We start from the raw sequence: 26,167 nt of genomic DNA, 5'->3' as shown, positions 1-26,167 counted from the left end.
CTCGCTTCGAGGCTACACGTTGCGTCCCAAACCTTTTACGAACAAGCTGAGGCGGTTACATATCCGTATCAACACGGGGTTCTGGAAGAGACATGAATTATTCATCGTTGTTTTCGCCGCTCAAGGTCGGTCCCTATCAACTCCAGCACCGTCTCGCGCTGGCGCCGCTGACGCGGATGCGGGCGGCGAAACCCTCGCTCGCGCCGCGACCGCTGAATGCCGAGTATTACGCGCAGCGCGCGACGCCGGGCGGGTTGCTGATCGCCGAGGCGTCGCCGGTGGTGGAAACCGGCTTCGGCAGCCCCGGTGTGCCCGGCATCTACACCGAGCAGCAGATCGCGGGTTGGCGCGAGGTGGTCGGCGCCGTTCACGCCCGGGGCGGAATCATTTTTCTGCAGCTCTGGCATGTCGGGCGCGTCTCGCATTCCTCGTTCCAGCCGGGCGGCGCGCTGCCGGTCGCGCCGTCGGCGGTGCCGATTGCCGATCTGAAAACCGGGACGGCAGATGGCAAGGCAGTGCCTTATGAGACACCGCGCGCGCTCGAAACGTCGGAAATTGCCGGCGTGGTTGATGCCTATCGGCAGGCGGCGAAGAATGCGCTTGCGGCCGGCTTCGACGGTGTCGAGGTGCACGGCGCCAACGGCTACCTGATCGAGCAGTTCTTGCAATCGCACATCAATCTGCGCACCGATCAGTATGGCGGCTCGATCCCGAACCGCGCACGCTTCCTGATGGAAGTGACGCAGGCGGTGGTTGACGTCTGGGGCGCCGACCGCGTCGGCGTGCGGCTCTCGCCTTATGGCGTCGCCAATGGCAGCGGCGAACCGGATCCGATGCCGCTCTATACCTATGCGGTCGAGCAGTTCAACCCGCTGGGGCTCGCCTATCTGCATTTCATCGAGCCGCGCTCCTCCGGCGCCGGCCGCGCCGAGGTCAACCATCAGAACGTGCCGTCGGCGATGGTGCTGTTTCGCCCGATCTGGAAGGGCGTGCTGATCACCGCCGGAGGCTTCACCGGCGATGCCGCGGACGCCGCGATCCGGGATGGCCATGCCGACGCGGTGGCATTCGGCCGTATCTTCATCTCCAATCCGGACCTGCCGCGCCGCCTGCAGCGCGGCTTCCCGCTGACGCCCTACAACCGCGCGACCTTCTACGGCGGCGACGTGGCGGGTTATACGGATTATCCCGAACATAACGAGCTGGAGCAGGCGTAAACAGATCGTAGCCCGGATGAGCGAAGCGACATCCGGGAGCGGTCTGGGAGCTGGTGATTTTCCCCGGGTTGCGCTTCGCTCCACCCGGGCTACGCTGTGCCGGTCATTGCGAGGAGCGAAGCGACGAAGCAATCCATACTTGCTTCGACGCAAGATGGATTGCTTCGCTTCGCTCGCAATGACGGCAAGGGCTGCACCACATGTTTCCTGAACTGGAAGAGAAAAAGAAAACCAAAGCCGTGTCGCTCGGAAAGCCCGCCGCCGGCCAATGCCTGTGCGGCAAGGTCGCTTTCGAGATCGACGTGCCGGCGCGCTGGGCCTGGCACGATCATTCGCCGTCGAGCCGCCGCGCGCATGGCTCGGCCTATGCAACCTATGTCGGGAGTTGGCGCAAGCGTTTTCGTATCACCAAGGGCAAGACCAGCCTCACGCGTTACGAGGACGCGGCGACCAAGACCACCCGAAGCTTCTGTTCGAACTGCGGTACGCCCATCGCTTACGAACGTCCGCGCTCGCCGCATATGGTCAATATCCCCCGCGCGCTGTTTTCGGGCCGCACCGGGCGGCAGCCGCTCTATCACATCGCGATCGAGGAATTGCAGGAATGGGCCTACACCGGCGAACCGCTGGTGCCGCTGAAGGGCTATCCCGGCGTGGTCTGGCAGCGCTCGAAAAAGAAAAAGCGCGCCGATCGTGAGGGGATGGCCTAGGGCAGGATGAATCAGGTTCGGCCGTGACGACGAACCTTTTCGTGCCCCGGGCGCAAGCGGCCTGAGCGCGGCAAGCCGGCGCCCTTTCTACTTTGCATGGGGTTGTTTTCGCGATTTTGTTTCTGGGCCCTTGCGGTGTACCGCTGATGCCTATCTGCGCCGGGTCCAGGACTCGGGAGTGCACGCGCAGAGCAGCCATGACCTGCCTCCATTGCGCACGTCGTTCAAGTTTGGTCATCTGCCTCATCCCGCAGGCAAACGAACCGGCGGGCAGGAGGGGACATGAAAAACAAGATCACCGGGCGCTCCGCATTCCTTGCACTGCTGAAAGACGAGGGGGTCACCCATCTGTTCGGCAATCCCGGCACCACCGAACTGCCGATCATGCACGCGCTGAAGGACCATCCCGACCTCACCTATGTGATGGCGATGCAGGAAAGCCTCGTCGTCGCGATGGCGGATGGCTTCAGCCGCGCCTCCGGAAAACTCGTTGCCTGCAACGTCCATGTCGCGCCCGGCCTCGGCAACGCGATGGGCTCGCTCTATAACGCCAGCTTTACCGGCACGCCGTTGATCCTGACCGCCGGCCAGCAGGAGCAGGGCCACGGCCTGACCGAGCCGGTGCTGTACGGCCCGCTGGTGCAGATGGCGCAGCCGCTGGTGAAATGGGCGGTCGAGGTGACGCGGCTGGAGGACCTGCCGCGCATTGTGCGCCGCGCCGCCAAGATCGCGACCACGCCGCCGACCGGGCCGGTATTCATCTCGCTGCCGGGTGACATCCTCAATGCCGAGGCCGGCATCGAACTCGGCCGCTCGACCCGGGTCGATACCCGCGTCAAGCCGGCGGACGAGTCGCTGCAGGCGCTGACCGCGCGCATCCTCAAGGCCGAGCGCCCCGTGATCATCGTCGGCGACGAGATCGTCAAGAGTGACGCGTTGCAGGAGGCGGCTCAACTGGCGGAGACGCTGGGCTGTCCGGCATATCAGTCGTCGACGCCCTATGGCGCGCATTTCCTGTCCGAAAGCCCGTGCTTCGTGGGTCCGCTGGCGCGCATCCAGAAGATCGCCCGCGACACGCTCGCGCCTTACGACCTCATCATCGCGCTCGGCGGCGATCCCCTGCGGATGTCGGTCTACAGCGAGACCGACCCGCTGCCGGACGGCCTGTCGATCGTGCAGGTCGGCCTGGTCGATCACGATCTCGCCCGGAATTACGGCGCCGACATCGCGCTCAAGGCCGACGTGCGGGAGACCTTGCGTGCGCTGGTGCCGGCGCTGAAGGCTGCGGGCGGCGGCGCGCTTGAAGCACGCGCCAGGCAGGGATTGGCGGCGCTCGCCTCGAAGAACTGGGCGGCCCGGCGCAGGCCGCTGGTCGAGCAGATATCGAAGCATGCCAATACCTCGCCGATCGATCCGGACTGGCTGGCATTGCAGGTGGTCGAGGCGATGCCCGACAACGCGATCCTGGTCGACGAGGGACTGACCTCGTCGCGGCAGATGATCGCACTGCGCCCGCATCGCGACCGCTACGGCTATCACGCGCTCGCTTCGGGCGGCATCGGCTGGGGATTACCCGCGTCCGTCGGCGTCAGCCTCGCCAACCCCGAACGGCCGGTGGTGTGCTACTCCGGCGACGGCAGCTCGATGTATTCGATCCAGTCGCTATGGACCGCGGCCAACCACAAGCTGCCGCTGACGTTCGTGATCGTCAACAACGGCGGCTACCGCATCATCAAGCAGCGGCTACTCGCCTTCCACGGCGACGACAATTACGTCGGCATGGATTTCATCGATCCGCCGGTGGATTTTACCGGCGTGGCAAAATCGCTGGGGCTGGAAGCGACACGGGTGACCGATCCCGCGCAGTTGAAGTCCGTATTGTCATCCGCCTTCAGCCGCCCCGGCGCCAAGCTGATCGAGGTGGTCGTGAGCAATTCGGTGAATTGATTCAGCCGTCGGCGCGCGGCCGTAGGGTGGGCAAAGCGAAGCGTGCCCACCATCTCGCATCTCGCTCGGTGATGGATGGTGGGCACGTCGCTTCGCTCCTTTGCCCACCCTACGATCATTCTGCAGCCGCGGCGCGTGCTTTCACGCGATAACTTGCCGCCGGATGCGTCTCGTTCAGCCGCGCGCGTCCGGCGCCGAACAGCTTTTCCCGCAACGTCCCCTTCGCATACTCACTCTTGTATCGCCCACGCTTCGTCAGCTCCGGCACCAGCATATCCGCAATATCCTCGAAATCGCCGGGCGACGTCGCAAACGCGACGTTGAGCCCGTCGACATCGGTCTGCTCGAACCAAGCCTCGATATCATCGGCGACCTTTTCGGGCGTGCCGACCACGACCGGCCCGGCGCCGCCGATGCCGACATGCTCGACGACCTCGCGCACGGTCCAGACCCTGTCAGGATCGGCACGCGTGACGTTATCAAGCGCGGTGCGGCCGGCGTCGTTCTGGACGTGGCGCACCTCCTGGTCGAGGTCGTAACCCGAGAAATCGATACCCATCCAGCCCGACATCAGCGCCAGCGCGCCCTCGGGCGCGATGTGGCGGCGATAGTCGGCGTATTTCGCTTTTGCCTCCGCTTCGGTGCGGCCGAGAATGATCGTCATCATCGAGAACATCAGGATCTCGGCCGGATTGCGCCCGATTTCCTTTGCAGCCGCGCGGATAGCGGCCACGCGCGGACCGATGATCTTGGCCGACGGGCCCGACATGAACACGCATTCGGCATGCTCCGCGGCGAATTGCCGTCCGCGCGGCGAGGTGCCGGCCTGATACAGCACCGGCGTCCGCTGCGGCGACGGCTCGCTGAGATGGATTGCATTGAGCCGGTAGTTGTTTCCCTCGTGTTCAATGCGATGCACTTTCGACGGATCGGCAAAAACCCCACGCGCGCGGTCGCGCAGCACGGCGTCGTCCTCCCAGCTTCCTTCCCAGAGCTTGTAGACCAGCTCCATATATTCATCCGCGATCTCGTAGCGGTCGTCATGCGCGGTCTGTTTTTCCTTACCGGCACCGCGCGCCGCGCTGTCGAGATAGCCGGTCACCACGTTCCAGCCGATCCGGCCTTCGGTCAGATGATCCAGCGTCGACATCCGCCGCGCGAACGGATAGGGCGGTTCGAACGAGAGATTGCTGGTGACGCCAAAACCGAGATGTTGCGTCACCGCCGCCATCGCCGGGATCAGCATCAGTGGTTCATTCGCCGGCGTCTGCGCGGCATTGCGCAAGGCGGCGTCGGGGCTGCCGCCGAACACGTCGTAGACGCCGAGCACATCGGCGAGAAACAGCCCGTCGAACCGGCCGCGCTCCAGTGTCTTCGCCAGATCGAGCCAATAGGGCAGGCGGTTGTAACCGAGCGTGCGGTCGCGCGGATGGGTCCAGAGCCCCGGCGATTGATGCGCCACGCAGTTCATGGCGAAGGCGTTGAGCCGGATTTGCTTTGTCATGGAACGAACTCGAATGTGCGCGGGGAGCCCTCGCGCCTTCGCCCGGTTAAACCCCGGGCTGTTGCCTGAATTTGTTGCATCCCCGCTGCTTTTAGCAAGGTTTATTCGGTATGCCATGCCACTTCCAGCGGGCGGCTTATCCCGATAGGTTGCGCCCGACAAATTGGCGAACAAGGAAAAGAAGATATGGCTGATCGAGCCGACGCGATTGCGCGGGTACGTGAGCATCTGAATTCCGGCGCGTTTCTCGCCGAACTCGGCCGCAGGGTCGGCTACCGGACCGAAAGCCAGAACCCCGGCAGCGGCGATGCGTTGCGCGCCTATCTCGTCGAAGACCTGCAGCCCGCCTTCGCCGCGCTCGACTTCTCCACCCGCCTGATCGAGTCGCCGAGCGGCAGGGGGCCGTATTTGCTGGCGGATTATCGCGAGGATGCCTCGCTGCCGACCGTGCTCACCTATGGCCATGGCGATGTCGTCGACGGCATGGAAGGCGAATGGCGCGACAATCTCGATCCCTGGAAAACCACGACCAAAGGCGAGCGCGTCTATGGTCGCGGCACCGCCGATAACAAGGGCCAGCACAGCATCAATCTCGCGGCCTTGCGCGCGGTGCGCGAGACCCGCGGCGGCAAGCTCGGCTTCAACGCCAAATTCATCATCGAGACCGGCGAGGAGATCGGTTCGCCAGACCTGCGGCAGGTGTGCGAAGCGCATCGCGAGGAGCTGAAGGCGGATCTGTTCCTGGCGTCCGACGGCCCACGGCTTTCGGCCGACCGGCCGACCATCTTCCTTGGTTGCCGTGGCGGCAATCGCATTCATCTCGATGTCAATTTGCGTGAGGGCGGAAACCATTCGGGCAATTGGGGTGGCGTGCTCGCCAACCCCGCAACGATCCTTTGCAACGCCATTGCCAGCCTCGTCGATGGCAAGGGGCGAATGAAGCTCGACGCGCTCAAGCCGCCGCGGATTTCGAACGCCGTCCGCGCAGCGCTTGCGGACGTGAAGATCGAGCCGACCGCGTCCGAGCCGGCGCTGGCGGAAGACTGGGGCGAGGAGGGACTAACCCCGGCAGAGCGGCTATTTGCCTGGAACACGCTGGAAGTGCTGGCGATGTCATCAGGCAATGTCGAGAAGCCGGCCAACGCCATTCCCGGACGCGCCAATGCCGTGCTGCAGCTCCGCTTCGTTGTCGGCACCAGATATGAAGAGGTCATCGATGCCGTGCGGGCGTATTTGCATGGCAGCGGCTTTCCCATGGTGGAAGTCAGCGGCACGCAGCGTTTTGCGGCTTCGCGCACCGATGTCGACAGTCCCTGGGTGAACTGGACGGCGGATTCGATCCGGAAGACCACCGGCAAGGCGCCGGCGATCCTGCCGAATTTCGGCGGCTCGCTGCCCAACGACGTGTTCGCCGAAGGGCTGGGCCTGCCGACGATCTGGGTACCGCATTCCTATCCCGGCTGCTCGCAGCACGCGCCGGACGAGCACATTCTCCTGCCGGTGACGGAAGAGGCGCTCGCGATCATGGCGGGAGTGTTCTGGGATCTCGGCGAGATGAAGCGGGCGTTCTAGCCACGCTGAATGCAGTCCGCGGCCGTCCGTTCGTGCCGCGCGCCGCCGCGCAAACGCACTCGCCTTGTTGGCCTCCGGCTTGCGGTCGATCATGTCCGCCGTCAGCCGATTGGCGGCGACAAATGGGCGTTGCCTTTATCTTTAGTCGCATTCAGGGGTCGAATGCATGATGGTCAACGGGCACTAAATCTGTTTTGGTCCGAATTGTGCAGGCATAGTGCCGGGCACGCCGGGAGCGGTCTGGCAAGGACGGCTTCGAGAGCGCCGGCCAAACGGCCCGGCAAGTCGCTGAATTAGGGCGGATGAGCAATCATCTGAAACCTTTAGAAGGAGAAATTACGTGAAACACCGTCAGATTATCGGTTGTCTGCTCGCGGGTGCGTTGTGCACCACCCCGGCAATGGCGCAGGAACTCACCGGGACGCTGAAGAACATCAAGGACACCGGCGCCATCACACTCGGCTTCCGCGACTCGTCGATTCCGTTCTCCTATCTTGACGACAGCCAGAAGCCGATCGGCTACGCCATGGACATCTGTTACAAGATCGTCGATGCCGTGAAGAAGGAGCTCAAGCTCGACAAGCTCGAGATCAAGCTCAATCCGGTGACGTCGTCGACCCGCATTCCGCTGCTCGCCAACGGCACGATCGATCTCGAATGCGGCTCGACCACCAACAATACCGAGCGCCAGAAGCAGATTGCCTATACCAACACCCACTTCCTCACAGCCAGCCGCTACGTCACCAAGAAGGCCGGCAAGATCAATGCGATCGACGATCTGAAGGGTAAGTCGGTGGTTTCCACCGCCGGCACCACTAACATCAAGCAGCTCACCGAGGCCAATGCGGCGCGCAATCTCAACATCAACATCATCCCGGCAAAGGATCACGCCGAGGCGTTCCTGATGGTCGAGACCGATCGCGCGGCAGCCTTCGTGATGGACGACATCCTGCTCGCGAGCCTTGTGGCCGGCTCGAAAGCGCCTGATGACTACCACATCTCCAAGGACGCGTTCTCCAAGCCTGAGCCCTACGGCATCATGCTGCGCAAGGACGATCCGGCCTTCAAGAAGGTGGTCGATGCCGCGACCGCGGCGCTCTACACCGGCGTCGAGGGCCAGAAGATCTACGACAAGTGGTTCACGCAGAAGATTGCGCCCAAGGGGTTGAACCTGAACACCCCGATCAGCGCCGAACTCAAGAACGAATTCGCCAAGCCGTCTGACTCGCCGGATCCGGATTCGTATAAGTAAGTACCAGAGCGTTTTCCAGCGAAGTGGGGACCGGTTCGCGTCAAGAAAACGCTTCAAACCAAAAACCTGGAGCTCCGTTCCGATTCCATCGGAACGGAGCTCCAGCAAACGACGTCTTCCCTGCCCATGCAATGGCCCGGTCATTGCATGGGCATTTGACGTTTATGCCGGGTTCGATCATGAAGGGCAGCGCAGGCTGTCGTCGAATGGTCCGAAACCATCCAGTGAGGAGAAAATTCGTATGAGACAATGGCGTATGATTGCGTACACGCTGGCCATCGCCGGCTGCGCCGGACAGGCCGGCGCGCAGGAATTGACCGGGACATTGAAGAACATCAAGGAGACCGGCGCCATCACGCTCGGCTACCGCGAATCGTCGATCCCGTTTTCCTATCTCGACGACAGCCAGAAGCCGGTCGGCTACGCCATGGACATCTGCTACAAGATCGTCGATGCCGTGAAGAAGGAGCTGAAGCTCGACAAACTCGAGGTCAAGCTCAACCCGGTGAGCTCGTCGGCGCGGATTCCGTTGATGGCCAACGGGACCATCGATCTCGAATGCGGATCCACGACCAACAACGCCGACCGGCTGAAGCAGGTGGCGTTCGCCAATACGCATTTCCTGACGGCCACCCGGTTCGTTTCCAAGAAGTCGAGCAAGCTCGGCTCGATCGACGATCTCAAGGGCAAGCCGGTGGCCTCCACCTCGGGCACCACCAACATCAAACAGCTCACCGAGACCAACGCGGCGCGCAACCTCGGCATCAACATCATTCCCGCCAAGGAGCATGCCGAGTCTTTCCTGCTGGTCGAAACCGACCGTGCGGTCGCGGCCGTGCTGGACGACATCCTGCTCGCCAGCTTCGTCGCGGGATCGAAGGACCCGGACGCTTATGTGATTTCCAGCGACGCGTTCTCCAAGCCGGAGCCCTACGGCATCATGCTGCGCAAGGACGATCCGGCGTTCAAGAAGGTAGCCGATGACGCCACGGCCGCGCTCTATACCAGCGGCGAAGGCCAGAAGATCTACGACAAGTGGTTCACGCAGAAGATCCCGCCGAAGGGATTGAATCTCAATACCCCGATCGGCGCCGAGCTGAAGAACGAGTTCGCCAAGCCTTCGGATTCGCCGGATCCGGATTCGTATAAGTAGTATCCATCTCCCCATGGTGAGGAGGCGCGCCAGCGCCGTCTCGAACCATGTGGCCCACAGCCGGGCCTTCATCCTTCGAGACGCCGCGCCAGCGCCGCTCCTCAGGATGAGGGATCGGAAGTATTTGACCGGGCCATTTTCTTGGTGAGAATGGCCCGGTCGTTGCATGAGCATATCGTGCTGTGGTGGCACGACGGACGGTAGGGGCGCGTGAACTATAACTGGAACTGGCACATCTTCTTCGAGCCGTCGCCGAACGGCACCGGCAATTATCTGGATATGCTGCTGTCGGGTCTGGTGCTGACGATCAAGACGGCGCTGCTGGCCTGGATCATCGCGCTGGTAATCGGAACGATCGTCGGCGTCATGCGCACGCTGCCGTCGAAGACCGCGTCCGCGATCGGCTTCTGCTATGTCGAATTCTTCCGCAACATTCCGTTGCTGGTGCAGCTGTTCCTGTGGTTCTTCGTGCTGCCGGAGCTGCTGCCGCGCAGCGCCGGACTATGGCTGAAGCAGATGCCGAACGCGCCGTTCTGGACGGCATCGATCGGCGTCGGCCTGTTCATGTCGGTGCGCGTCGCCGAGCAGCTCCGCGCCGGCATCGGCTCGCTGCCGCGCGGGCAAAAAATGGCGGCGACCGCGCTCGGACTGACGACGACGCAGGCCTATCGCTACGTGCTGCTGCCGATCGCGTTCCGCGTCATCCTGCCGCCGCTGACATCAGAGTTTCTCAGCACGATCAAGAACACCTCGGTCGCCATCACCATCGGCCTGATCGAGCTGACCGGCCAGGCGCGCGCCATGCAGGAGTTTTCGTTTCAGGTGTTCGAGGCCTTCACGGCCGCGACGGTGTTGTATCTCCTCGTCAACATCGTCGTCGTGATCGGCATGCGTCTTCTCGAACGCCAGGTGGCCATTCCCGGCTACATTTCCGGGAAATGAAGGGCGCCTGATGTTCAGCAACTTCGACTTCGACGTCATCCGCCGGTCGCTCGGATACCTGTTTTTCGACGGCATGACTTTCACCCTGATGCTGACAGCGCTTTCCGCAGTCGGTGGCCTGGTGTTCGGCACCTTGCTGGCGCTGATGCGGCTGTCCAGCCTCAGATTGCTGGGGCGCATCGCCGGCCTTTATGTCGACCTGATGCGCTCGCTGCCGCTGGTGCTGGTGATCTTCTGGTTCTATTTTCTGGTGCCCTACATCGGACAGTGGCTGACGGGCGCGTCGCGGCCGATTCGCGTCGGCGCGTTCGCCTCCACGCTCGTCACCTTCATCATGTTCGAGGCGGCGTATTTCTCCGAGATCATGCGCGCCGGGATCCAGTCGATCTCGAAGGGGCAGCCGGCGGCGGCAAGCGCGCTCGGCCTGACCTACAGTCAGTCGATGCGCTATATCGTGCTGCCGCAGGCGTTCCGCAACATGCTGCCGGTGCTGCTGACGCAGACCATCGTGCTGTTCCAGGACACCTCATTGGTCTACGTGCTGTCGATCCCGGACTTCCTCGGCGCCGCCAGCAAGGTGGCGCAGCGCGACGGGCGGCTGGTCGAGATGTACCTGTTCGCGGCCGCGGTCTACTTCGTGATTTCCTGTTTCGCGTCCTTTGGCGTCCGGCGCCTGCAGGCGCGCATTGCCATTGTACGGTAGGAAGAGTTCATGATCGAAATCAGTCATGTCAATAAATGGTACGGGCCGGTCTTTCAGGTGCTGAAGGATTGCACCACCAGCGTCGCCAAGGGCGAAGTCGTAGTGGTGTGCGGGCCGTCAGGTTCGGGCAAATCGACGCTGATCAAATGCGTCAACGCGCTGGAGCCGTTCCAGGAAGGCCAGATCATCCTCGACGGCATCAAGGTCAACGATCCCAAGACCGATCTGCCAAAACTGCGCGCCCGCGTCGGCATGGTGTTCCAGCACTTCGAGCTGTTTCCGCATTTGCGCATCATCGAGAATCTGTGCCTCGCGCAGGAGAAGGTGCTCGGCCGCTCGCATGGCGAGGCCATGGCCAAGGCCGAGAAGCTGCTCGAGCGTGTCGGGTTGACGGTGCATGCGAACAAATATCCGGCCGAACTGTCCGGCGGGCAGCAGCAGCGCGTCGCGATTGCGCGCGCGCTGGCGATGGACCCGATCGCGATGCTGTTCGACGAGCCGACCTCAGCGCTTGATCCGGAAATGATCAGCGAGGTGCTCGACGTCATGGTCGACCTCGCCCGCGAAGGCATGACCATGATGGTCGTCACCCACGAGATGGGCTTTGCCCGCAAGGTCGCCCATCGCGTCATTTTCATGGACAAAGGCGAAATCGTCGAGGACGCGCTGAAGGAAGACTTCTTCGGCAGTCCGCGCAGCGAGCGCGCGCAGCAATTTTTGTCGAAGATTCTGTCGCATTGATACGTCCATCTATCACCGTCATTGCGAGCGAAGCGAAGCAATCCATGGTGCCGTACGGGAAGAATGGATTGCTTCGTCGCTTCGCTCCTCGCAATGACGGCGGAGAGGGTGTCGCCCGAGAATGATCCTCGCGAAGGGGTTCCTCGCCCATGTCAAATTGCCTATAAAGTCCGCCACACCGCCTTGTACTACTTCCAGGAGACTCTGCTTTGGAACAGATCGCTTACGTCAACGGCTCGTTCGTGCCCCTTTCAGAGGCGAAGGTCTCGATCTTCGACCGCGGATTTCTGTTTGCCGACGGCATCTATGAGGTCGCGGCCGTGCTCGACGGCAAGCTGATCGACAACGCCTCGCATCTGGCGCGGCTGGAGCGCTCGGTCGGCGAGATCGAGCTGGCGCTGCCGGAGACGACCGCACGTATCCAGGAGATCCAGAAGGAGCTGGTCGCGCGCAACAATCTCGTCAATGGCATGGTCTATCTGGAAGTGACGCGCGGCGCCGATACCGGACGCGACTTCGCGTTTCCCAAAGGCGTCAAGCCGACGCTGATCATGTTCACCTCGACCAAGGACATCATCAACGCGCCCTCGGCCAAGACCGGCATCAACGTGATCACGGTGCCCGATCTGCGCTGGACCCGGCGCGACATCAAGAGCGTCGCGCTGCTGGCGCAGGTGCTGGCCAAGCAGGCTGCGGCCGTGGCCGGCGCGGGCGAGGCCTGGATGATCGAGGATGGCAAGGTGACCGAGGGCGGCTCGTCGTCATGCTTCATCCTGACGCAAGACGATGTCATCGTGACGCGGCAGAACGGCAGCGCCATTCTGCCGGGCTGCACCCGCAAGGCGGTGGTCGCCTTGGCGGAAGAGCGCCAGCTCCGCGTCGAGGAGCGGGCGTTTTCGGTCGAGGAAGCGCTGGCCGCCAAGGAAGCCTTCATCACCAGCGCCACGGTGTTCGTGCAGGCGGTGGTGTCGATTGACGGCAAGAAGGTCGCCAACGGCAAGCCCGGTCCGATGACCGACCGGTTGCGCGAGATCTATGTTGAATTCGCCAAGGCGACGGCGATTTAGTCGCGCTTCACCCGCGGTGTCGTCGTCCGGCTTGACCGGACGACCCAGTATTCCAGAGACGCCAACGCTGAATCGGTAAGCCGCGGCGTACTGAATGCCCCGCCTGCGCGGGGCATGACGGCGGAGTTACGGCGTGAACTCGACTACCACGCCGTCGTTATTTCTTCTCGAACACCGTCAGTTGCGCGCCGTCATCGGCAACGAAGATCGCGAGCAGGCTGGCAGGCTCGGTCGTGCTGGCATTTTCGCTGACGAGATGCTCGCTGCCGGGCGGTTCGAAGAACGCCTCGCCGGCCTTGTAGACCTTGGCCGGTCCGGTCGCCGAGTTCTCCGAGCGGATCTGGCCCGTCAGCACATAGGCCATCACGCTGCCGGCGTGATGATGGCTGACCGACTTGCCGCCGGGCGCGTAGTTCACCAATACGGTGGTCACGCTCTTGCCCGGGACGTTCGGCAGCTTTTCCGAACGCACGGGCGTCACCTTGTCGCCTTCGGCATGCGCGGCCGGCGTGCTGGCTGCGAACAGCGCGAGCAGGGCCGTTGCCGCAATGCCGTGAATCGATCGCGTCATAGCGTCCTCCCCTGTTGTTTACGCCACCGCAGCCTTGGCCTTCACCGGATGAACCGCGCGGAAGGCGATGGCAAGCCTGTTCCAGGCATTGATCGCTCCGATCAGCATGGTCAGATTGACGGTCTCGGCTTCCGAGAAGTGGGCGCGCACGTCCTCGTAGAGATTGTCAGGGGCATGCGTTTCGGCGATCAGCGTCAGCGCTTCCGTCCACGCCAACGCGGCGCGTTCGCGGTCGGTATAGAGCGGTGACTCGTGCCAGGCGTTCAGCAAATAAAGCCGCTGCTCAGTCTCGCCCTGCTTGCGGGCGTCTTGGGTGTGCATGTTGATGCAGAAAGCGCAGCCATTGATCTGCGAGGCGCGCGTCTTGACCAGCTCAATCAGCGATTTCTCAAGGCCGGAGGCCTGGATCTGCTCTTCCAGGGCGACGAGCGCTTTGATGGTTTCGGGGGCAGCCTGGTAGTAGTTCATGCGGGGTTTCATGGTCATTCTCCTCTGGGGTTGAGCTGGATAATCCTAGTGGGCGCCATCGCCGGCAAGTGTATTCGGTTTCTTCAGCAAAAGCGCGGCGATCAGCGCGACGACCAATGCGGCGCCGAGCAGATAGAAGGTGTCGCTGAAGGCCAGGATGAAAGCCTGTTTTTGCACGATCCTGCCGATGGCTACGACGGCGCGGTGCGTGGCTTCGGCGTGATCGACGATGCCGTGGTTCACGAAATATTGTGTCAGCATCTCGATCCGCGTCCGGGTGGCCTGCTCGAGCAGGGAGACCGACTGCATCAGCACGTTGGAATGATACTGCTCGCGCTTGGTCAGCAAGGTCTGCAGCAGCGCGATGCCGACGGCGCCGCCGAGGTTGCGCGTCATGTTGAACAGGCCGGAAGCCGAACCGGCGTTCTCCGCCTCGATGCCTGATGTGGCGACCGCCGACAGCGGCGCCAGCACCAGCGCCTGGCCGAGCGCACGCACGATGTTCGGCCAGAACAGCTGATCGGTGGCGTAATCGTTGGTCATGTAGATGTTCATGAAGTTGGAGGCGGCGAAAAGTGCAAAGCCGATGCCGATGATGATGCGTGCGTCGAAGCGTTGCATCAGGCGCGGCACCAGCGGGATCAGCAGCAGCTGCGGCAGCCCGGTCCATGCCAGCACCATGCCGATCTGCTCGGCATTGTATCCCTGGATGCGTGACAGATAGACCGGCAGGATGAACACCGAACCATAGAGCGCGATGCCGAGCAGGAAATTGGCAAGCACCCCGAAGCCAAAATTGCGGCGCGCCAGCAGTCTGAGGTTCAACAGCGGCTTCTTCGTCGTCAGCTCGATCGCGATGAAGGCCGTCAGCGCGACCGCGGCGATCACGGACAGCTTGACGATGAACGGCGAGCCGAACCAGTCGTCCTTGTTGCCTTCTTCCAGTACGGTCTGCAGCGCCGACAGGCCGATTGCCATGGTGACGATGCCTGCCCAGTCGCCCTCACGCAGCAGCGACAGGTTCATCGGTTTGGCTTCCAGCGCGTAATAGAGCATGCCGACCATGACCGCGCCGGGCACCAGGTTGACATAGAAGATGTACTCCCAGCCCCAGTTCTCGGTCAGATAGCCGCCGATGGTCGGGCCGATCGCAGGCGCGAAGGTGGCCGAGAGGGCGAACAGCGCAAGCCCGACCGGCTGCTTCGCCTTCGGCAGCAGCGTGATGATCAGCGTAAACGCCATGGGGATCAGCACGCCGCCGGTAAATCCCTGCACCGCGCGCAACACGATCATCTGCGGAAGATCCTGCGCGAAGGCACAGGCCACCGAAAGCAACAGGAACAACACGGCGTTGGTCAGGAGATATTTGCGGATCGAGAACACCTGGGCGAGCCAGCCGCTCAGGGGGATCACCACGATCTCGGCGACCAGATAGGAAGTCGAGATCCAGCCGCCGTCATCGATGCCGGCACCGATCGCGCCCTGGATATCGGCAAGCGAGGCGTTGACGATCTGGATGTTGAGCACCGCCATGAAGGCGCCGAGCGTCGCGCCGATGATCGCGATCCAGGTTTTGACCGGGATCGCCGGCGCTGTGTCGCTCTTGGCCTGCGGGATGCCGGCGGAGAAAGCGGCATTGAGCGTGGGCTGCAGTGCGGTCATCGGGGGCTCCTCTTGTGCAGGCAAGTCGAGGATGCATTAGGCGGCCGGTTTCGATAATCCTGTGAGACGTGAAATGATTGTCCAGTGAGGATTGATAATCCTGGCGCGACATGCGCCGCCGTTCGGGTGGGTGGAGGCGGTGTCCGAGGCGAGCCGGGCCTGGGTCGCGCGATCGGCCAAGACGGTCGCCTTGGTGTCGACGGTCGGCACCGCCGACATGCCCGGCCGCAGCAGGCCCTTCAGGCGCTGGTCGTCCAGCACGATCTTCACCGGCACGCGTTGCACGATCTTGGTGAAATTGCCGGTGGCGTTGTCCGGCGGCAGCAGCGCGAATTCCAGACCGCTGGCCGGCGACAGGCTGTCGACATGGCCGCGCAGCCTGGTGCCGTGGAAACTGTCGATCTCGATCTCGACCGGCTGGCCGTTGCGGACATGCGTGAGCTGCGTCTCCTTGAAATTCGCGACCACGTAAACCGCATCCAGCGGCACGATCGCCATCAATTGCGTGCCGGCCTGCACATACTGTCCGACCCGGAGCGAACGAGCGCCGACCGTGCCGTCCACCGGCGCCTTGATCTGCGTGTAGGAGAGATTGAGGGCGGCCTGGCTCTGCACAGCGCGGGCGCGATCGACCTGCGCGGTCGCCTTGGCGCGCTCGGTGGAGAGCACGTCGACCTTGCGCTGGGCGGCGGAGAGCCCGGATTTTGCGTGCTGAACTTGCGCGGTGCCGGCGCGCAGTGCGGCGTCGGTCTGCTGCGCGCGCTGCACCGTGCCGGAGCCGGTCTTCATCAGCCCGTCGTAGCGGGCCTGTTCTTCCTGCGCGAATTTGAGATTGGCCTCAGAGGCGGTGACATCAGCCGTGCCCTGCTCGATGATCGGTTGCTGCAGGGCGAGTTGCGCATCGAGGTTACGCACCGCGGCTTCGGATGCGGCGACATCGGCATCGGCCTGCGCCAGCGCTGCCTTGAAGTCGCGGTTGTCGATCTCGGCCAAAACCTGCCCGGCCTTGACCGGCTGGTTATCGCCGACCAGCACCTGCGCGATGTAGCCGGAGATTTTTGGCGAGATGATCGTCGAGTCCGCCTTCACATAGGCGTCATCGGTCGATTCCAGGTAGCGGCCAGTGGTGAGGTAGTTGTAGCCAAAATGGCCGGCTCCGGTGGCGCCGAGCGCCACCGCGAGCGCCAGGGCGGCCCGCTTGACCGCCTTCCGGGACGGGCGAAAGCTGATTTTTTCTTTGCTGTCAGAGACATAAGACGTGATCGACATGGCATCCTCGGATCCGCTTGGGCGCCTCCTTTTGAGGAGGGCGCCGGGTACGCCGCCAAGATGCAATGTCAGCTGCGGTGTGATAATCCCGGAAAAATTGGAAGCATTATCCAGTGACAGCAATTAATCAGGGGCTTGCCGGATGGATCGGCTGACCAGTCTGACGGCTTTCGTCCGGGTGGTGGACAGCGGCGGGTTCTCCGCCGCCGGCCGCCGCCTCAACATGTCCACCACCATGGTGAGCAACCATGTGCAGTCGCTCGAGGATCGGCTCGGCGCGCGGTTGCTCAACCGCACCACGCGCAAGGTCAGCCTCACCGAGGTAGGCCGGGCTTATTACGACCGCTGCATCCAGATCCTTGCCGACATCGAGCAGGCCGACGACATCGCCGGCGCGCTGCAGTCGACGCCGCGCGGCACACTGCGAATCTACACGGCTACCCATATCGTGCAGTTCGTGTCGCCGGTGGTCGCGGAATTCCTGGCCCTGTATCCGGACGTAAAGGTCGATCTGACGATGGGCGAGCGCGCCATCGACATGATCGACGAAGGGTTTGATATCGCGGTGCGGCTGACGCCGCCGCCGGACTCCAGCTTGGTCGTCCGCAGCCTCGCCACCTGGCGGCACGTGTTGTGCTGTTCGCATGACTATATCGAGAAGCACGGGCGACCCCAGCAATTGTCCGAACTCGCCGAGCATAATTGCATCCGCCATGTGAACTATCCGTATGACGAGTGGCGTTTCGTCGATCGCAAGGGCGCACCGGCGTCGGTTCGGGTTGCCGGCAATCTGCTCACCAACAGCGGTGACACGCTGCGAATGACTGCGCTGCAGGGCGGCGGCATTTCTCTCGCCGCCGGCTTTCTGGTGCATGACGATCTCGAAGCCGGCCGGCTGGTTCGATTGCTGCCTGAATACCGGCCAATCGAATTGTCGATGAATGCGGTGTATCCACATCGCCATCATCTCTCGGCGAAGGTGCGGACCATCATCGACATGCTGGTAGAGCACAGCGGCGAACAGCAGAAGCGGATCAATCCATATTCGTGATGTTGTTTCCTGCTGCTATTGTCTGCCACATGGGTGACGTGATACGGCCGCGGGCCGGATACTATGTTTTTGCCGGTTCAGGCAGGGAAGCGTGATGTTCACAGGCAGGATTGCATCATTGAGCCGGTACGTCGCTCTGCTTTTTACGATCCTCGTTTCCCCGCCGGCCCAGCTCTCCGCGGCCACCTTCGGTCCGCCGCCGAACGCACCTTTGTCGCTGGAGAAGCTGTCGCGGATCGACGCGTTCCTCAACGACCAGGTCGCACGAGGGGAAATTCCGGGCGCCATCGTCCTGATCCAGCGCCACGGCAAGCCGGTCTATTTCAAGTGGTTCGGCAAGCGCGATGTCGACGCCGGGATCGACATGACGAAGGATGCGATCTTCCCGCTGCATTCGCTCACCAAGACCATCACCAGCTTTGCCGCGATGATGCTGGTCGATCGCGGAAAAATCAGGCTCGACGATCCCGTAGCCAAATACATTCCCTCCTTCGCCGGCATGAAGGTCGGCGTCGAGCGCAAGGATGATTCCGGCAAGGTGGTGCTCGATCTCGTGCCGTTGAGCCGGCCCGTCACGATCGAGGATCTGTTGCTGCATACGTCGGGGATCACCTATGGCTTCTACGGGCCGCGGGGGCTGGTGAAGGCGGCCTATGACGGGATCTATCTCGGCGATTTCGACAATGCCGGGTTTGCCGAACGGATCGCCAAGGTCCCGCTCGCCGAGCAGCCGCGCACGTTGTGGGACTACGGGCACTCGATCGACGTTCTCGGCCGCGTCATCGAGGTCGCCTCCGGACAGTCGCTCTACGCGTTCGAAAAGACTGAATTGTTCGACCCGCTCGGCATGCCGACCACCAAATTCTTTTTGACCGATCCGGGGGAGCGGACACGCTATGCCCAACCGCTACGCAAGGACCGCCATATCGAACGCAATTCACTCGACGTTACGCGCTGGGAATCCGGCGGCGGCGGATTGGTCACGACCATCGCCGATTTTGCACGCTACGGGCAGATGCTGTTGAACGGCGGCGCGCTCGACGGCAAGACCTATCTCAGTCCCAACACGTTTGCGGCGATGACGACGGATCACGTCGGTCCGGGCTCGGGCGTCGCGCGCAACTACTTCTATTACCCCGGCGACGGCTTTGGGTTCGGCTACGGCTTCGGCGTCCGTACCGACCCCGGCAATGCGGTGCCGCCGCCGCCGGGTTCGCCCGGCGAGATCAAATGGGACGGTGCGACCGGCGCCTACCTCGTGGTCGACCGTGCCCAGGACATGTTCTTTGTCGTGCTGCAAAATGCGCCGTCCGGCCGCCTGCATGTTCAGGTGAACGTCAAGAAGCTGATCTACGATGCATTCGAAAAATGAATCTGGCATGATGGGAGTCGAAACCATGCTGCGAAAGGTCGGCGGGAGCGATCAGGTCGGTACGATGACCGGACGCATCGTGGCGTTCGACCGGGCGCGCACCTTCATCACGCTGTTGGTGGTGATCCACCATTCCGTCGTCAACTTCACCCATTTCGGCAATGGCGACCGAATGCGCTGGCTGGGGTTCGACCTGGTCGTGCTGTTCAATGACAGCTTCTTCATGGCCTTCATGTTCCTGATTTCGGGACTGTTCGTCCATGACAGCCTGACCCGCCACGGCGCGGGCGGATACTTGCGCCGCCGCGCCTGGCGATTGGGGATACCGCTGCTGGTGTCGATCTTCGTGCTGATCCCGATCGCCTATTATGCTTCGTTCCTGCGCTATCACATGCCCGGCACGACAGACTTCAACTACTTCCATTATTGGGGGCGCATGATCACCACCGGGCCGTGGCCTTCTGGACAGTCATGGTTTCTGTGGGTGCTGCTCGTGTTCGACGTCATCGCCGCCGCGATCTGGATGACAGCGCCGAAAATCCTCGGCGCCCTCGGTCGTCTGATCGGCGCCCTTCGCAGCCGGCCGGTAGTGGCCTTTGCGGCCTTTGTTGTCGTCTCGGTCGTGTCCTATTTGCCGATGCATGTCTGGTTCGGCGACGGCGCCTGGTTCGAGCCAGGCCATTACCCGTTTCCAGTTCAAACCAGCCGCATCCTGCTCTATCCCGCCTATTTCTTCACCGGTGTCGGCATCGGCGTTATCAGCCTGAGGGTGGGCATCCTCGCTGAGAATGGGGAAGTGGCAAAACGCTGGGCGACATGGCTCGCCTTCGCGGTTCTGCTTTTTGGCCTGCTCTTGCTCCTGGTCTTTGCGCATCACAACTGGATCGAGAACGTTGCTGCGCCGCCGCTGTGGTGGAGAACCGCGTATGGCACAGCCTTCGCTGTGTTCAGCGCGGCCATGGCCTTTACGGTGCCCACGATCTCGTTGCGGCTGTCGCGCGCCAGCCTGTGGCTGCTCGATGCGATGCAGCCATCGGCTTACGGCATCTTTCTCTTCCACTACATGTTCATCATCTGGCTGCAATATTTCGTCTACGACCCGGCATGGCCCGCCGGCATCAAGGCGGCCATCGTGTTCGCCGTCACGCTTGGCGGCAGCTGGCTGCTCACGGTGTTATTGCGAAGGATTCCGCTGGTGGCGCGGACGATTTGATTCCCACGCGCCTGCCGCGTCATGGCGGACCATGCTCCATTGCATGGCGAACACGTGTATCAAGGGGTCCTCCTCTCGCGCCGGGGCTCTCCATGTCTAGATTTCTCGCATCGATATTGTTCGCGCTTGCAGCGTTGTCGTGCTCGCTTGCGCCGGCTTCGGCTGCCTATCCCGACCGCATCATCAAGATCGTGGTGCCGTTCGCGCCGGGCGGTGGTACCGATGTCGTGGCACGGACGCTGGCGCAGGAGATGGCAAGGGAACTCGGCGCGTCCGTTATTATCGAGAACAAGCCTGGGGCCGGGACCATTCTCGGTACCCAATTGGTCGCAGCCAGCGCGCCGGACGGTTACACGCTGTTGATGGGAACGTTTGCCAATGCCGTCAATCCCAGCCTGAATGCGAAGCTGCCCTATGACGCGCACAGGGATTTCGCCGCGGTGGCGCTGCTGGCGCGCTCGTTCAACATCGTCGTGGTCAATCCGGCGTCGCCGATCAAATCGATCGCGGACCTGATCGCTGCGGCAAAGGCCGCGCCGGGCAAGCTCACCTATGGGACCTACGGCACCGGCACTTCGGCGCATCTGGCCGGCGAATTGTTCAAGCACATGGCCGGGGTCGATCTGGCGACGGTGCCCTACAGAGGCGCGGCGCCCGCGATCACCGACCTGATGGGCGGCCAGATCGACGTGATCTTCACGACGGTCGCAAGCGCTGCGTCGCTGGTCGAAGCCGGCCAGTTACGCGCCATCGCCGTGACGTCGGCTGAACGCTCGCCGGCGTTCCCGCAGTTGCCCACGGTGTCGGAAGCCGGCGTTCCCGGCTACGCCGCCGAAGCCTGGTACGGCCTCTACGCGCCGGCCAAAACGCCACCCGAGATCATCGACCGCCTCAACAGATCGGCCGCGAAAGCCGTTCAATCCGAGGCATTTAAGAAACTGGGTACGAATGAAGGCCTGGTCATGGTGGCAGAGCCGCCCGCAGCGCTCGACCGCTATTTTGCCGGCGAAGAAGAGCGCTGGCGCAAGGTGATCCAGGACGCCGGCATCAAGGCCGAGTAGGGCGCTCCCGCCGGTTTCCCTGATCGCAGTTCCCCGCTAGGATCGCCCGCATGTATGTGAGCGCTTCCGAGAGCCGGGTGCTGGCGCGCATCTTCGGGCTGCTGTCCGAAGACCTCAGCGAACGCGACGTGCGCGAGGCGGTTGGCCGCCATCTGCTCGAATTGCTGGAGGCCGATTATTACGCCTCGTTCGTGTGGCAGGATTCGACCGGCCGTTTCGAAAAGGCCGTGTACCTCAACATGGATCCGGCCAACATCGCGGCCTACGATCGCTATTTTCAGCAGCACGACCCGATCACCTCAAAGCTTCAGGCCCGCCGCGAGGCGACGCTGGTCACGCAGGTGATGCCGCAACGCGATTTGATGCGGACCGAGTTCTTCAACGATTTCCTCGCCCGCGACGGCCTGCATTGGGGCGTCAATGCCTATAGTTACGTCGGTGGCCGCAATATCGGCGACGTCAGGATCTGGCGTGGCCGGCGGCGCGAGAATTTCGACGGCCATACGCTGGAGCTGTTGCGGCTGATCGAGCCGGCCTTCACCGGCGCGCTGGTCCGCGCCGCCGGTGGCGCGGTGGCCATCGCGGCCGACGGTTCACCGATCCTCAAACTCTCGGTGCGCGAATTCGAGATCGCGCGAATGATTGCTGATGACCTCAGCGACAAGGAGATCGCGCATCGGCTGCGGGTCGAGGTCTCCACCATCCGCACCCATATCGAACGGATATTCGCAAAACTCGGCGTCCGCCGCCGCAGCGGCGTCGCGAGCCTGTTTGCACGGCATTAACGCCGCGCGAGCGCTGTTCTAGCGTGACGGTGGCGGCAGCCGGCCGAAGATCTTCTCCATCGCCATGCCGACCGCAAGCAATTTGCGATCGCTTCCCGCGGGTCCATCGAGTTCGAGCCCGACCGGCAGTTTGCTCGATGCGCCCAGCGCGACCGGAAGCTGGATGCCGGGGACGCCGGCATTGCTGCCGGGATCGGTGTTCTGGATGAACAGCAGGAAATTGGCGAGGCTCGACGAGTCCGCATTTGAGGCAATTGCGACCTTCGGCACGGTCGGGAAGACGATGGCATCGAGCTTGTTGTTGGCGAACGTATCGCGATAGAGCGCCTGCAGCGCGGGCCGGGCGGTCTTCATGGCGGCGTCATAGGCCGGCTTGGCCTCGGTGACCGTGTTGTTCGGCCCCGGCAGCTTGCGCGGAATGACCAGCCCGTCATAGGTGCCTTTTACGTCCGGGCTTGCGATCTCCTTGGCGAGGTTCTCGATGCTGACGCCGGAGCCGCTCTTCTTGAGATAGACGACCATGTCGTCATAGGCCTCGTAAAGCGCGAGCGGAAATCCGACCTGGCCGTTGAGCTCAGCCAATTTTGGCATCTCGATATCGACCACCGTCACGCCGCTGGACTTGAGCTTCTCCAGCGCGGCTTTGAATGCAGCTTCCGTATCGCCGTCAAGATTGGCCAGCATGGATTTGTCGACGCCGATGCGCACCTGCTTCAGCTCGGCGGGCGTGATCGCGCCGCCTCCGGCGATGACGCGATCGAGGATTGCCACGTCGGCCATCGTGGAAGCCATCGGGCCGGCGGTGTCGCGGGTGTGGGAGATCGGTGCGATCCCCGCCTGGGGGTAGCGGCCGACGGTCGGACGGAGCGCGGCGCAGCCATTCAGCGCGCAGGGCACCCTGACCGAACCGCCGGTATCCGTGCCAAGTCCTGCGGTCACAATGCGTGCGCCGAGAGCAGCCCCTGTTCCGGACGACGAGCCACCGGCGATTTTCGTCGCATCATAGGCGTTGCGAACCCCGGACTCCGCGCCGGTCTTGAATGCGGCGTTGTAGCCGGAGATGCCGAAGGCGAGCTCATGCATATTGGTCTTGCCGATGATGATCGCGCCCGCCGCGCGCAGTTTTGCCGCCACGGGCGCATCTTTCTTCGGGACAAAACCCTTCAGCGCCGGCGTTCCCGCGCTGGCCGGAAGCCCGGCCACCTCGATATTGTCCTTGATGACGACGGGAACGCCGCCGAGCGGCTTGCATGAACCCTTCTTGCGGCCGGCGTCGAAGGCTTCGGCAGCCTTCATCGCACCGGCCTCGTCAAGCGTGATGAAGGCGTTGAGGTCGCCCTTTGCCTTGGCGCGCGCCAACGCTGCCGCGGTCAACGCCTTGCTGGTGATCTTTCCGGCGCAGAGGTCGGCAGCGGCTTGCGTCGCGGTCAGCTGATCTAGGTCGATTGCCTGTTGCGAAGCCGCTGGAGACGCCGCGGCGAGGACAAGGCTCGTAAGGGCCGAGCCGAGCAGGAGTGTGCTGCGAGCCATGATAATCCTCCGTAGAACCAGGTACCGTCCGGACGAACCTTACCCGCTGCCGGTTCCGGCGCCTGTCCTCATTTCTGAGGACGCCGTTAGACCCTCACCGTGAGGCGGCCGCGCAGCGGCGGTCTCGAAGGGCGAGGCCACCAGCCGGGCCTTCATCCTTCGAGACGCGCGTTCCGCGCTCCTCAGGATGAGGGGCGGAGATCTCAAACCTTCTCCTTCACAAACCTGTTTCGCAATGTGCCGATTCCCGTGATGTCGATCTCGACGACGTCGCCGTCCCTGAGGTTGGGCGAGGCGCCGTCGGTGCCCATCCAGATCACGTCGCCAGGCGACAGCGTGAAATATTTGGACAGCTCCACGAGGAACGGCACGACGCCGAAGATCATATCGTTGGTATGGAAGCGGCCGGTCTCCGTGCCGTTGACCCGGATCACGGTTTCCATCTCGTCGAGATCGACATCGGTTTCGATCCACGGACCCATCGGCTTGAAGGTGTCGGCGTTCTTGGAGCGCCACAGGCTGCGGTCGGCCTTCTGCCAGGTGCGCTCGCTGACGTCATTGCCGATGGTGTAGCCGAACACGCAATCCATCGCGTTGGCCTCGGTCAGGTGTTTGGCCTTCTTGCCGATCACGACCACGAGTTCGCCCTCGTAGTGGATCTTCTCGGTCGCGCTCGCCGGGATCACGACATCCTCGTCATGGGCGATCAGCGCGTTTTGCGCGCGATAGCCGATCTCGGGCCGGTCGGGCACGTTGGGCACCGTGCCGGCCTTGTCGGCCGCTTCCTTGAGATGCTTGAGATAGTTCAGCCCGACGCAATAGAAGGTGCGCGGGATCAGCGGCAGTTCGATCTTGACGTCCTTCAGCGCATGCGACTGCGTTCCGCGCTGCCATTCACTGAGCGGATCGCCACTGACGGCGATCACGTTGTCGCCCTCGACAATGCCCCAGGATGTCTTGCCGGCGGCGGTGAATTTGAGCCAACGCATGAGGTGTCCTCTTGTTATTGTTATTCGGCCGCGGCCCGCGGACTGGCTTTCCAGGCGCTGGCTTTGGGCCGCGTCAGGCCGAGATTTTCGCGCAGCGTCGTGCCCGCATAATCCTTGTGAAACAGGCCGCGGCGCTGCAATTCCGGCACGATGTGCTGGACGAAATCGGCGTAGGAGCCGGGCACGATGGTGGCCGCGATGACAAAGCCGTCGCAGCCGCGCTCGACGAACATTTCCTCGAGCTTGTCCGCGACCTCCTTCGGGCCGCCGACAATCGCGTCATGCACCTGGCCGCGGCCCGAGAAGGTGACGAAATCGCGCGCGCTGGGATTGGACTTGCCTGAATTCTTCAGCACGCCGTCGCGAATGCCAAGAATGCCCTGCATGCTCTTGAGGTCTTCTGACGTCAGCGGCTCGTCGAGCGGCTTGGAGGCGAAGTCGAAGTTCAAGGCCTCCGCGAGCAGCGACAGCGCGTCGATCTCCAGCGGCAGCTTGTTGATCACGGCCATTTTGTCCTCGGCCTCGGCCTTGGTAGCGGCGCAGACGGGCGTGATGAGGTTGCAGAGGCGCATCTGGTCCGGGTCGCGGCCGGCTTTCGCCGCTTCGTTGCGGACCGCCGCGTATCCTTCCTTCGCTGCCGCCACGTTGCGCGCGGCGGTGAAGATCACTTCGCCCCATCGTCCCGCAAAGCGCTGGCCGCGGCCGGAGGCGCCGGCCTGTATGATGACGGGATGTCCCTGCGCCGAGCGCGGCACGGTGAACGGGCCGCGCGATTTGTAGAACTCGCCCTTGTGGTCGAGCCGCTTCACCTTGGCCGGATCGGCGAAGCGGCCGCTCTTTTTGTCCATGATAAGCGAGCCGTCTTCCCAGGTGTCCCAATGGCCGAGCACGACTTCCATGAATTCGTCGGCGCGATCGTAGCGGTAGTCATGTTCGAGATGGGCGTCCTTGCCCATGTTGTGCGCTTCGCCGTCGTTGAGGGAGGTGACGACGTTCCAGCCTGCGCGTCCGCCCGACATCAGGTCCAGGGTCGCAAAACGGCGCGCGACGTCGAACGGCTCGAAATAGGTGGTCGAAGCAGTTGACCCCAGTCCAAGCTTCGTCGTGACCATGCCCATCGTGGTTAGCACGATCAGCGGATCCATCTTCACGCATCGGATACCGTATTCGACGGTGTGGGCGTGGTCGTTGCCGTAACGGTCCGGCATCGCCAGGCGGTCGTCGAAGAACGCCATGTGGAATTTGCCGGCTTCGAGAATCCGGGCGATCTCCTGGTAGTAATCCGCCGACATCGAATCGTCGCGTGAGTCCGGATGCCGCCATGAACTCGGCAGGTTGGTGCAGTTCTGCGCCTGCAGGAATCCCACCAGCGCCATTTGCCGTGTCAT

23 protein-coding genes are annotated in these 26,167 nt (G+C 62.9%); 15 read left to right on the top strand and 8 right to left on the bottom strand.

The genetic code is table 11. The annotated features are described in order from the left end of the window. Nucleotides 1-92 precede the first annotated feature (92 nt). From ACPPVP_RS38140 to ACPPVP_RS38130, 3 genes are all read left to right on the top strand, one after another. On the top strand, nt 93-1,217 hold the full coding sequence (locus ACPPVP_RS38140) for an alkene reductase (RefSeq protein WP_426528681.1): 1,125 nt from the start codon (nt 93-95) through the stop codon (nt 1,215-1,217). A 200-nt stretch (nt 1,218-1,417) separates the two neighbouring features. After that, on the top strand, nt 1,418-1,927 hold the full coding sequence (locus ACPPVP_RS38135) for a GFA family protein (protein ID WP_426528680.1): 510 nt from the start codon (nt 1,418-1,420) through the stop codon (nt 1,925-1,927). Between the two features lie 282 nt (nt 1,928-2,209). Further along, nucleotides 2,210-3,874 (top strand): thiamine pyrophosphate-binding protein, encoded by a 1,665-nt coding sequence (locus ACPPVP_RS38130; RefSeq protein ID WP_426528679.1) that lies wholly within the window; start codon nt 2,210-2,212, stop codon nt 3,872-3,874. 115 nt (nt 3,875-3,989) lie between these two features. Here ACPPVP_RS38130 and ACPPVP_RS38125 read toward each other — a convergent pair whose 3' ends face one another. After that, nucleotides 3,990-5,378, bottom strand: coding sequence for an LLM class flavin-dependent oxidoreductase (locus ACPPVP_RS38125; RefSeq protein ID WP_426528678.1), 1,389 nt, complete (start codon nt 5,376-5,378; stop codon nt 3,990-3,992). Between the two features lie 186 nt (nt 5,379-5,564). Here ACPPVP_RS38125 and ACPPVP_RS38120 point away from each other — a divergent pair, with 186 nt between their 5' ends. The 7 genes from ACPPVP_RS38120 to ACPPVP_RS38090 all read left to right on the top strand — a co-directional run bounded on the left by ACPPVP_RS38120 (nt 5,565) and on the right by ACPPVP_RS38090 (nt 12,808). Beyond that, a complete protein-coding gene (locus ACPPVP_RS38120; protein ID WP_426528677.1) occupies nt 5,565-6,950 on the top strand; it encodes a M20 family metallopeptidase in 1,386 nt (461 codons plus the stop codon). Between the two features lie 400 nt (nt 6,951-7,350). After that, the gene (locus tag ACPPVP_RS38115) at nt 7,351-8,202 is read left to right on the top strand and encodes an amino acid ABC transporter substrate-binding protein (protein WP_426538275.1); all 852 of its coding nucleotides are present in this window, start codon (nt 7,351-7,353) and stop codon (nt 8,200-8,202) included. Nucleotides 8,203-8,443: 241 nt separating this feature from the next. Beyond that, nucleotides 8,444-9,355, top strand: coding sequence for an amino acid ABC transporter substrate-binding protein (locus ACPPVP_RS38110; RefSeq protein WP_426528676.1), 912 nt, complete (start codon nt 8,444-8,446; stop codon nt 9,353-9,355). A 210-nt stretch (nt 9,356-9,565) separates the two neighbouring features. Then, nucleotides 9,566-10,297 carry an amino acid ABC transporter permease gene (locus ACPPVP_RS38105; protein WP_426528675.1) on the top strand — a complete coding sequence of 244 codons (732 nt, stop codon included), beginning with the start codon at nt 9,566-9,568 and terminating at the stop codon, nt 10,295-10,297. Nucleotides 10,298-10,307: 10 nt separating this feature from the next. Continuing rightward, entirely contained in the window at nt 10,308-11,000 is a 693-nt protein-coding gene (locus ACPPVP_RS38100) for an amino acid ABC transporter permease (RefSeq protein ID WP_426528674.1), read from the top strand. Between the two features lie 9 nt (nt 11,001-11,009). Further along, complete coding sequence (locus tag ACPPVP_RS38095; protein ID WP_426528673.1) at nt 11,010-11,741, top strand: amino acid ABC transporter ATP-binding protein; 732 nt, start codon at nt 11,010-11,012, stop codon at nt 11,739-11,741. A 209-nt stretch (nt 11,742-11,950) separates the two neighbouring features. After that, a complete protein-coding gene (locus tag ACPPVP_RS38090; RefSeq protein ID WP_426528672.1) occupies nt 11,951-12,808 on the top strand; it encodes a D-amino-acid transaminase in 858 nt (285 codons plus the stop codon). Between the two features lie 157 nt (nt 12,809-12,965). Here ACPPVP_RS38090 and ACPPVP_RS38085 read toward each other — a convergent pair whose 3' ends face one another. Genes ACPPVP_RS38085 through ACPPVP_RS38070 form a run of 4 tightly spaced genes read right to left on the bottom strand, consistent with a single transcriptional unit; the run spans nt 12,966 to nt 16,778 of the window. Then, entirely contained in the window at nt 12,966-13,379 is a 414-nt protein-coding gene (locus ACPPVP_RS38085) for a cupin domain-containing protein (RefSeq protein WP_426528671.1), read from the bottom strand. A gap of 18 nt (nt 13,380-13,397) precedes the next feature. Further along, nucleotides 13,398-13,859: a carboxymuconolactone decarboxylase family protein gene (locus ACPPVP_RS38080; RefSeq protein WP_426528670.1), complete on the bottom strand. Its 462-nt coding sequence runs from the start codon at nt 13,857-13,859 to the stop codon at nt 13,398-13,400. Nucleotides 13,860-13,892: 33 nt separating this feature from the next. Beyond that, a complete protein-coding gene (locus ACPPVP_RS38075; RefSeq protein ID WP_426528669.1) occupies nt 13,893-15,509 on the bottom strand; it encodes an MDR family MFS transporter in 1,617 nt (538 codons plus the stop codon). 36 nt (nt 15,510-15,545) lie between these two features. After that, entirely contained in the window at nt 15,546-16,778 is a 1,233-nt protein-coding gene (locus ACPPVP_RS38070; protein WP_426528668.1) for an HlyD family secretion protein, read from the bottom strand. Between the two features lie 142 nt (nt 16,779-16,920). On the opposite strand from ACPPVP_RS38070, the gene ACPPVP_RS38065 reads away from it, so the two are divergent. From ACPPVP_RS38065 to ACPPVP_RS38045, 5 genes are all read left to right on the top strand, one after another. Further along, nucleotides 16,921-17,829 (top strand): LysR family transcriptional regulator, encoded by a 909-nt coding sequence (locus ACPPVP_RS38065; RefSeq protein WP_426528667.1) that lies wholly within the window; start codon nt 16,921-16,923, stop codon nt 17,827-17,829. Between the two features lie 94 nt (nt 17,830-17,923). Beyond that, the gene (locus ACPPVP_RS38060) at nt 17,924-19,201 is read left to right on the top strand and encodes a serine hydrolase domain-containing protein (RefSeq protein ID WP_426528666.1); all 1,278 of its coding nucleotides are present in this window, start codon (nt 17,924-17,926) and stop codon (nt 19,199-19,201) included. 25 nt (nt 19,202-19,226) lie between these two features. After that, complete coding sequence (locus ACPPVP_RS38055; RefSeq protein WP_426528665.1) at nt 19,227-20,414, top strand: acyltransferase family protein; 1,188 nt, start codon at nt 19,227-19,229, stop codon at nt 20,412-20,414. 92 nt (nt 20,415-20,506) lie between these two features. Next, nucleotides 20,507-21,475 (top strand): tripartite tricarboxylate transporter substrate binding protein, encoded by a 969-nt coding sequence (locus ACPPVP_RS38050; protein ID WP_426528664.1) that lies wholly within the window; start codon nt 20,507-20,509, stop codon nt 21,473-21,475. Nucleotides 21,476-21,525: 50 nt separating this feature from the next. Continuing rightward, a complete protein-coding gene (locus tag ACPPVP_RS38045) occupies nt 21,526-22,260 on the top strand; it encodes a response regulator transcription factor (RefSeq protein ID WP_426528663.1) in 735 nt (244 codons plus the stop codon). An 18-nt stretch (nt 22,261-22,278) separates the two neighbouring features. Here the strand turns inward: ACPPVP_RS38045 and iaaH are convergent, their stop codons facing one another. From iaaH to ACPPVP_RS38030, 3 genes are all read right to left on the bottom strand, one after another. Then, nucleotides 22,279-23,706, bottom strand: coding sequence for an indoleacetamide hydrolase (gene iaaH / locus ACPPVP_RS38040; RefSeq protein WP_426538273.1), 1,428 nt, complete (start codon nt 23,704-23,706; stop codon nt 22,279-22,281). Between the two features lie 287 nt (nt 23,707-23,993). Next, entirely contained in the window at nt 23,994-24,779 is a 786-nt protein-coding gene (locus ACPPVP_RS38035) for a fumarylacetoacetate hydrolase family protein (RefSeq protein ID WP_426528662.1), read from the bottom strand. 20 nt (nt 24,780-24,799) lie between these two features. After that, nucleotides 24,800-26,167, bottom strand: a complete 1,368-nt coding sequence (locus tag ACPPVP_RS38030; protein WP_426528661.1) for an LLM class flavin-dependent oxidoreductase — start codon at nt 26,165-26,167, stop codon at nt 24,800-24,802.

It is taken from the genome of Bradyrhizobium sp. McL0615, assembly GCF_049993905.1.
In the GTDB taxonomy this organism is placed as follows: Bacteria; Pseudomonadota; Alphaproteobacteria; order Rhizobiales; family Xanthobacteraceae; genus Bradyrhizobium.
The sequence above is the reverse complement of the archived record's forward strand: the minus strand, read 5'-3'. Positions and strand labels throughout refer to the sequence as shown.

Excerpts from the sequence above, each read along its gene's own strand:
- ACPPVP_RS38075 (WP_426528669.1), bottom strand. The coding sequence starts at position 15,509 with ATGACCGCACTGCAGCCCACGCTCAATGCCGCTTTCTCCGCCGGCATC.
- ACPPVP_RS38115 (WP_426538275.1), top strand. The coding sequence starts at position 7,351 with ATGGCGCAGGAACTCACCGGGACGCTGAAGAACATCAAGGACACCGGC.
- ACPPVP_RS38130 (WP_426528679.1), top strand. The coding sequence starts at position 2,210 with ATGAAAAACAAGATCACCGGGCGCTCCGCATTCCTTGCACTGCTGAAA.
- ACPPVP_RS38080 (WP_426528670.1), bottom strand. The coding sequence starts at position 13,859 with ATGAAACCCCGCATGAACTACTACCAGGCTGCCCCCGAAACCATCAAA.
- ACPPVP_RS38095 (WP_426528673.1), top strand. The coding sequence starts at position 11,010 with ATGATCGAAATCAGTCATGTCAATAAATGGTACGGGCCGGTCTTTCAG.
- ACPPVP_RS38135 (WP_426528680.1), top strand. The coding sequence starts at position 1,418 with ATGTTTCCTGAACTGGAAGAGAAAAAGAAAACCAAAGCCGTGTCGCTC.
- ACPPVP_RS38140 (WP_426528681.1), top strand. The coding sequence starts at position 93 with ATGAATTATTCATCGTTGTTTTCGCCGCTCAAGGTCGGTCCCTATCAA.
- ACPPVP_RS38125 (WP_426528678.1), bottom strand. The coding sequence starts at position 5,378 with ATGACAAAGCAAATCCGGCTCAACGCCTTCGCCATGAACTGCGTGGCG.
- ACPPVP_RS38070 (WP_426528668.1), bottom strand. The coding sequence starts at position 16,778 with ATGTCGATCACGTCTTATGTCTCTGACAGCAAAGAAAAAATCAGCTTT.
- ACPPVP_RS38030 (WP_426528661.1), bottom strand. The coding sequence starts at position 26,167 with ATGACACGGCAAATGGCGCTGGTGGGATTCCTGCAGGCGCAGAACTGC.
- ACPPVP_RS38045 (WP_426528663.1), top strand. The coding sequence starts at position 21,526 with ATGTATGTGAGCGCTTCCGAGAGCCGGGTGCTGGCGCGCATCTTCGGG.
- ACPPVP_RS38110 (WP_426528676.1), top strand. The coding sequence starts at position 8,444 with ATGAGACAATGGCGTATGATTGCGTACACGCTGGCCATCGCCGGCTGC.
- ACPPVP_RS38120 (WP_426528677.1), top strand. The coding sequence starts at position 5,565 with ATGGCTGATCGAGCCGACGCGATTGCGCGGGTACGTGAGCATCTGAAT.
- ACPPVP_RS38050 (WP_426528664.1), top strand. The coding sequence starts at position 20,507 with ATGTCTAGATTTCTCGCATCGATATTGTTCGCGCTTGCAGCGTTGTCG.
- ACPPVP_RS38060 (WP_426528666.1), top strand. The coding sequence starts at position 17,924 with ATGTTCACAGGCAGGATTGCATCATTGAGCCGGTACGTCGCTCTGCTT.
- ACPPVP_RS38065 (WP_426528667.1), top strand. The coding sequence starts at position 16,921 with ATGGATCGGCTGACCAGTCTGACGGCTTTCGTCCGGGTGGTGGACAGC.
- ACPPVP_RS38055 (WP_426528665.1), top strand. The coding sequence starts at position 19,227 with ATGCTGCGAAAGGTCGGCGGGAGCGATCAGGTCGGTACGATGACCGGA.
- ACPPVP_RS38085 (WP_426528671.1), bottom strand. The coding sequence starts at position 13,379 with ATGACGCGATCGATTCACGGCATTGCGGCAACGGCCCTGCTCGCGCTG.
- ACPPVP_RS38100 (WP_426528674.1), top strand. The coding sequence starts at position 10,308 with ATGTTCAGCAACTTCGACTTCGACGTCATCCGCCGGTCGCTCGGATAC.
- ACPPVP_RS38035 (WP_426528662.1), bottom strand. The coding sequence starts at position 24,779 with ATGCGTTGGCTCAAATTCACCGCCGCCGGCAAGACATCCTGGGGCATT.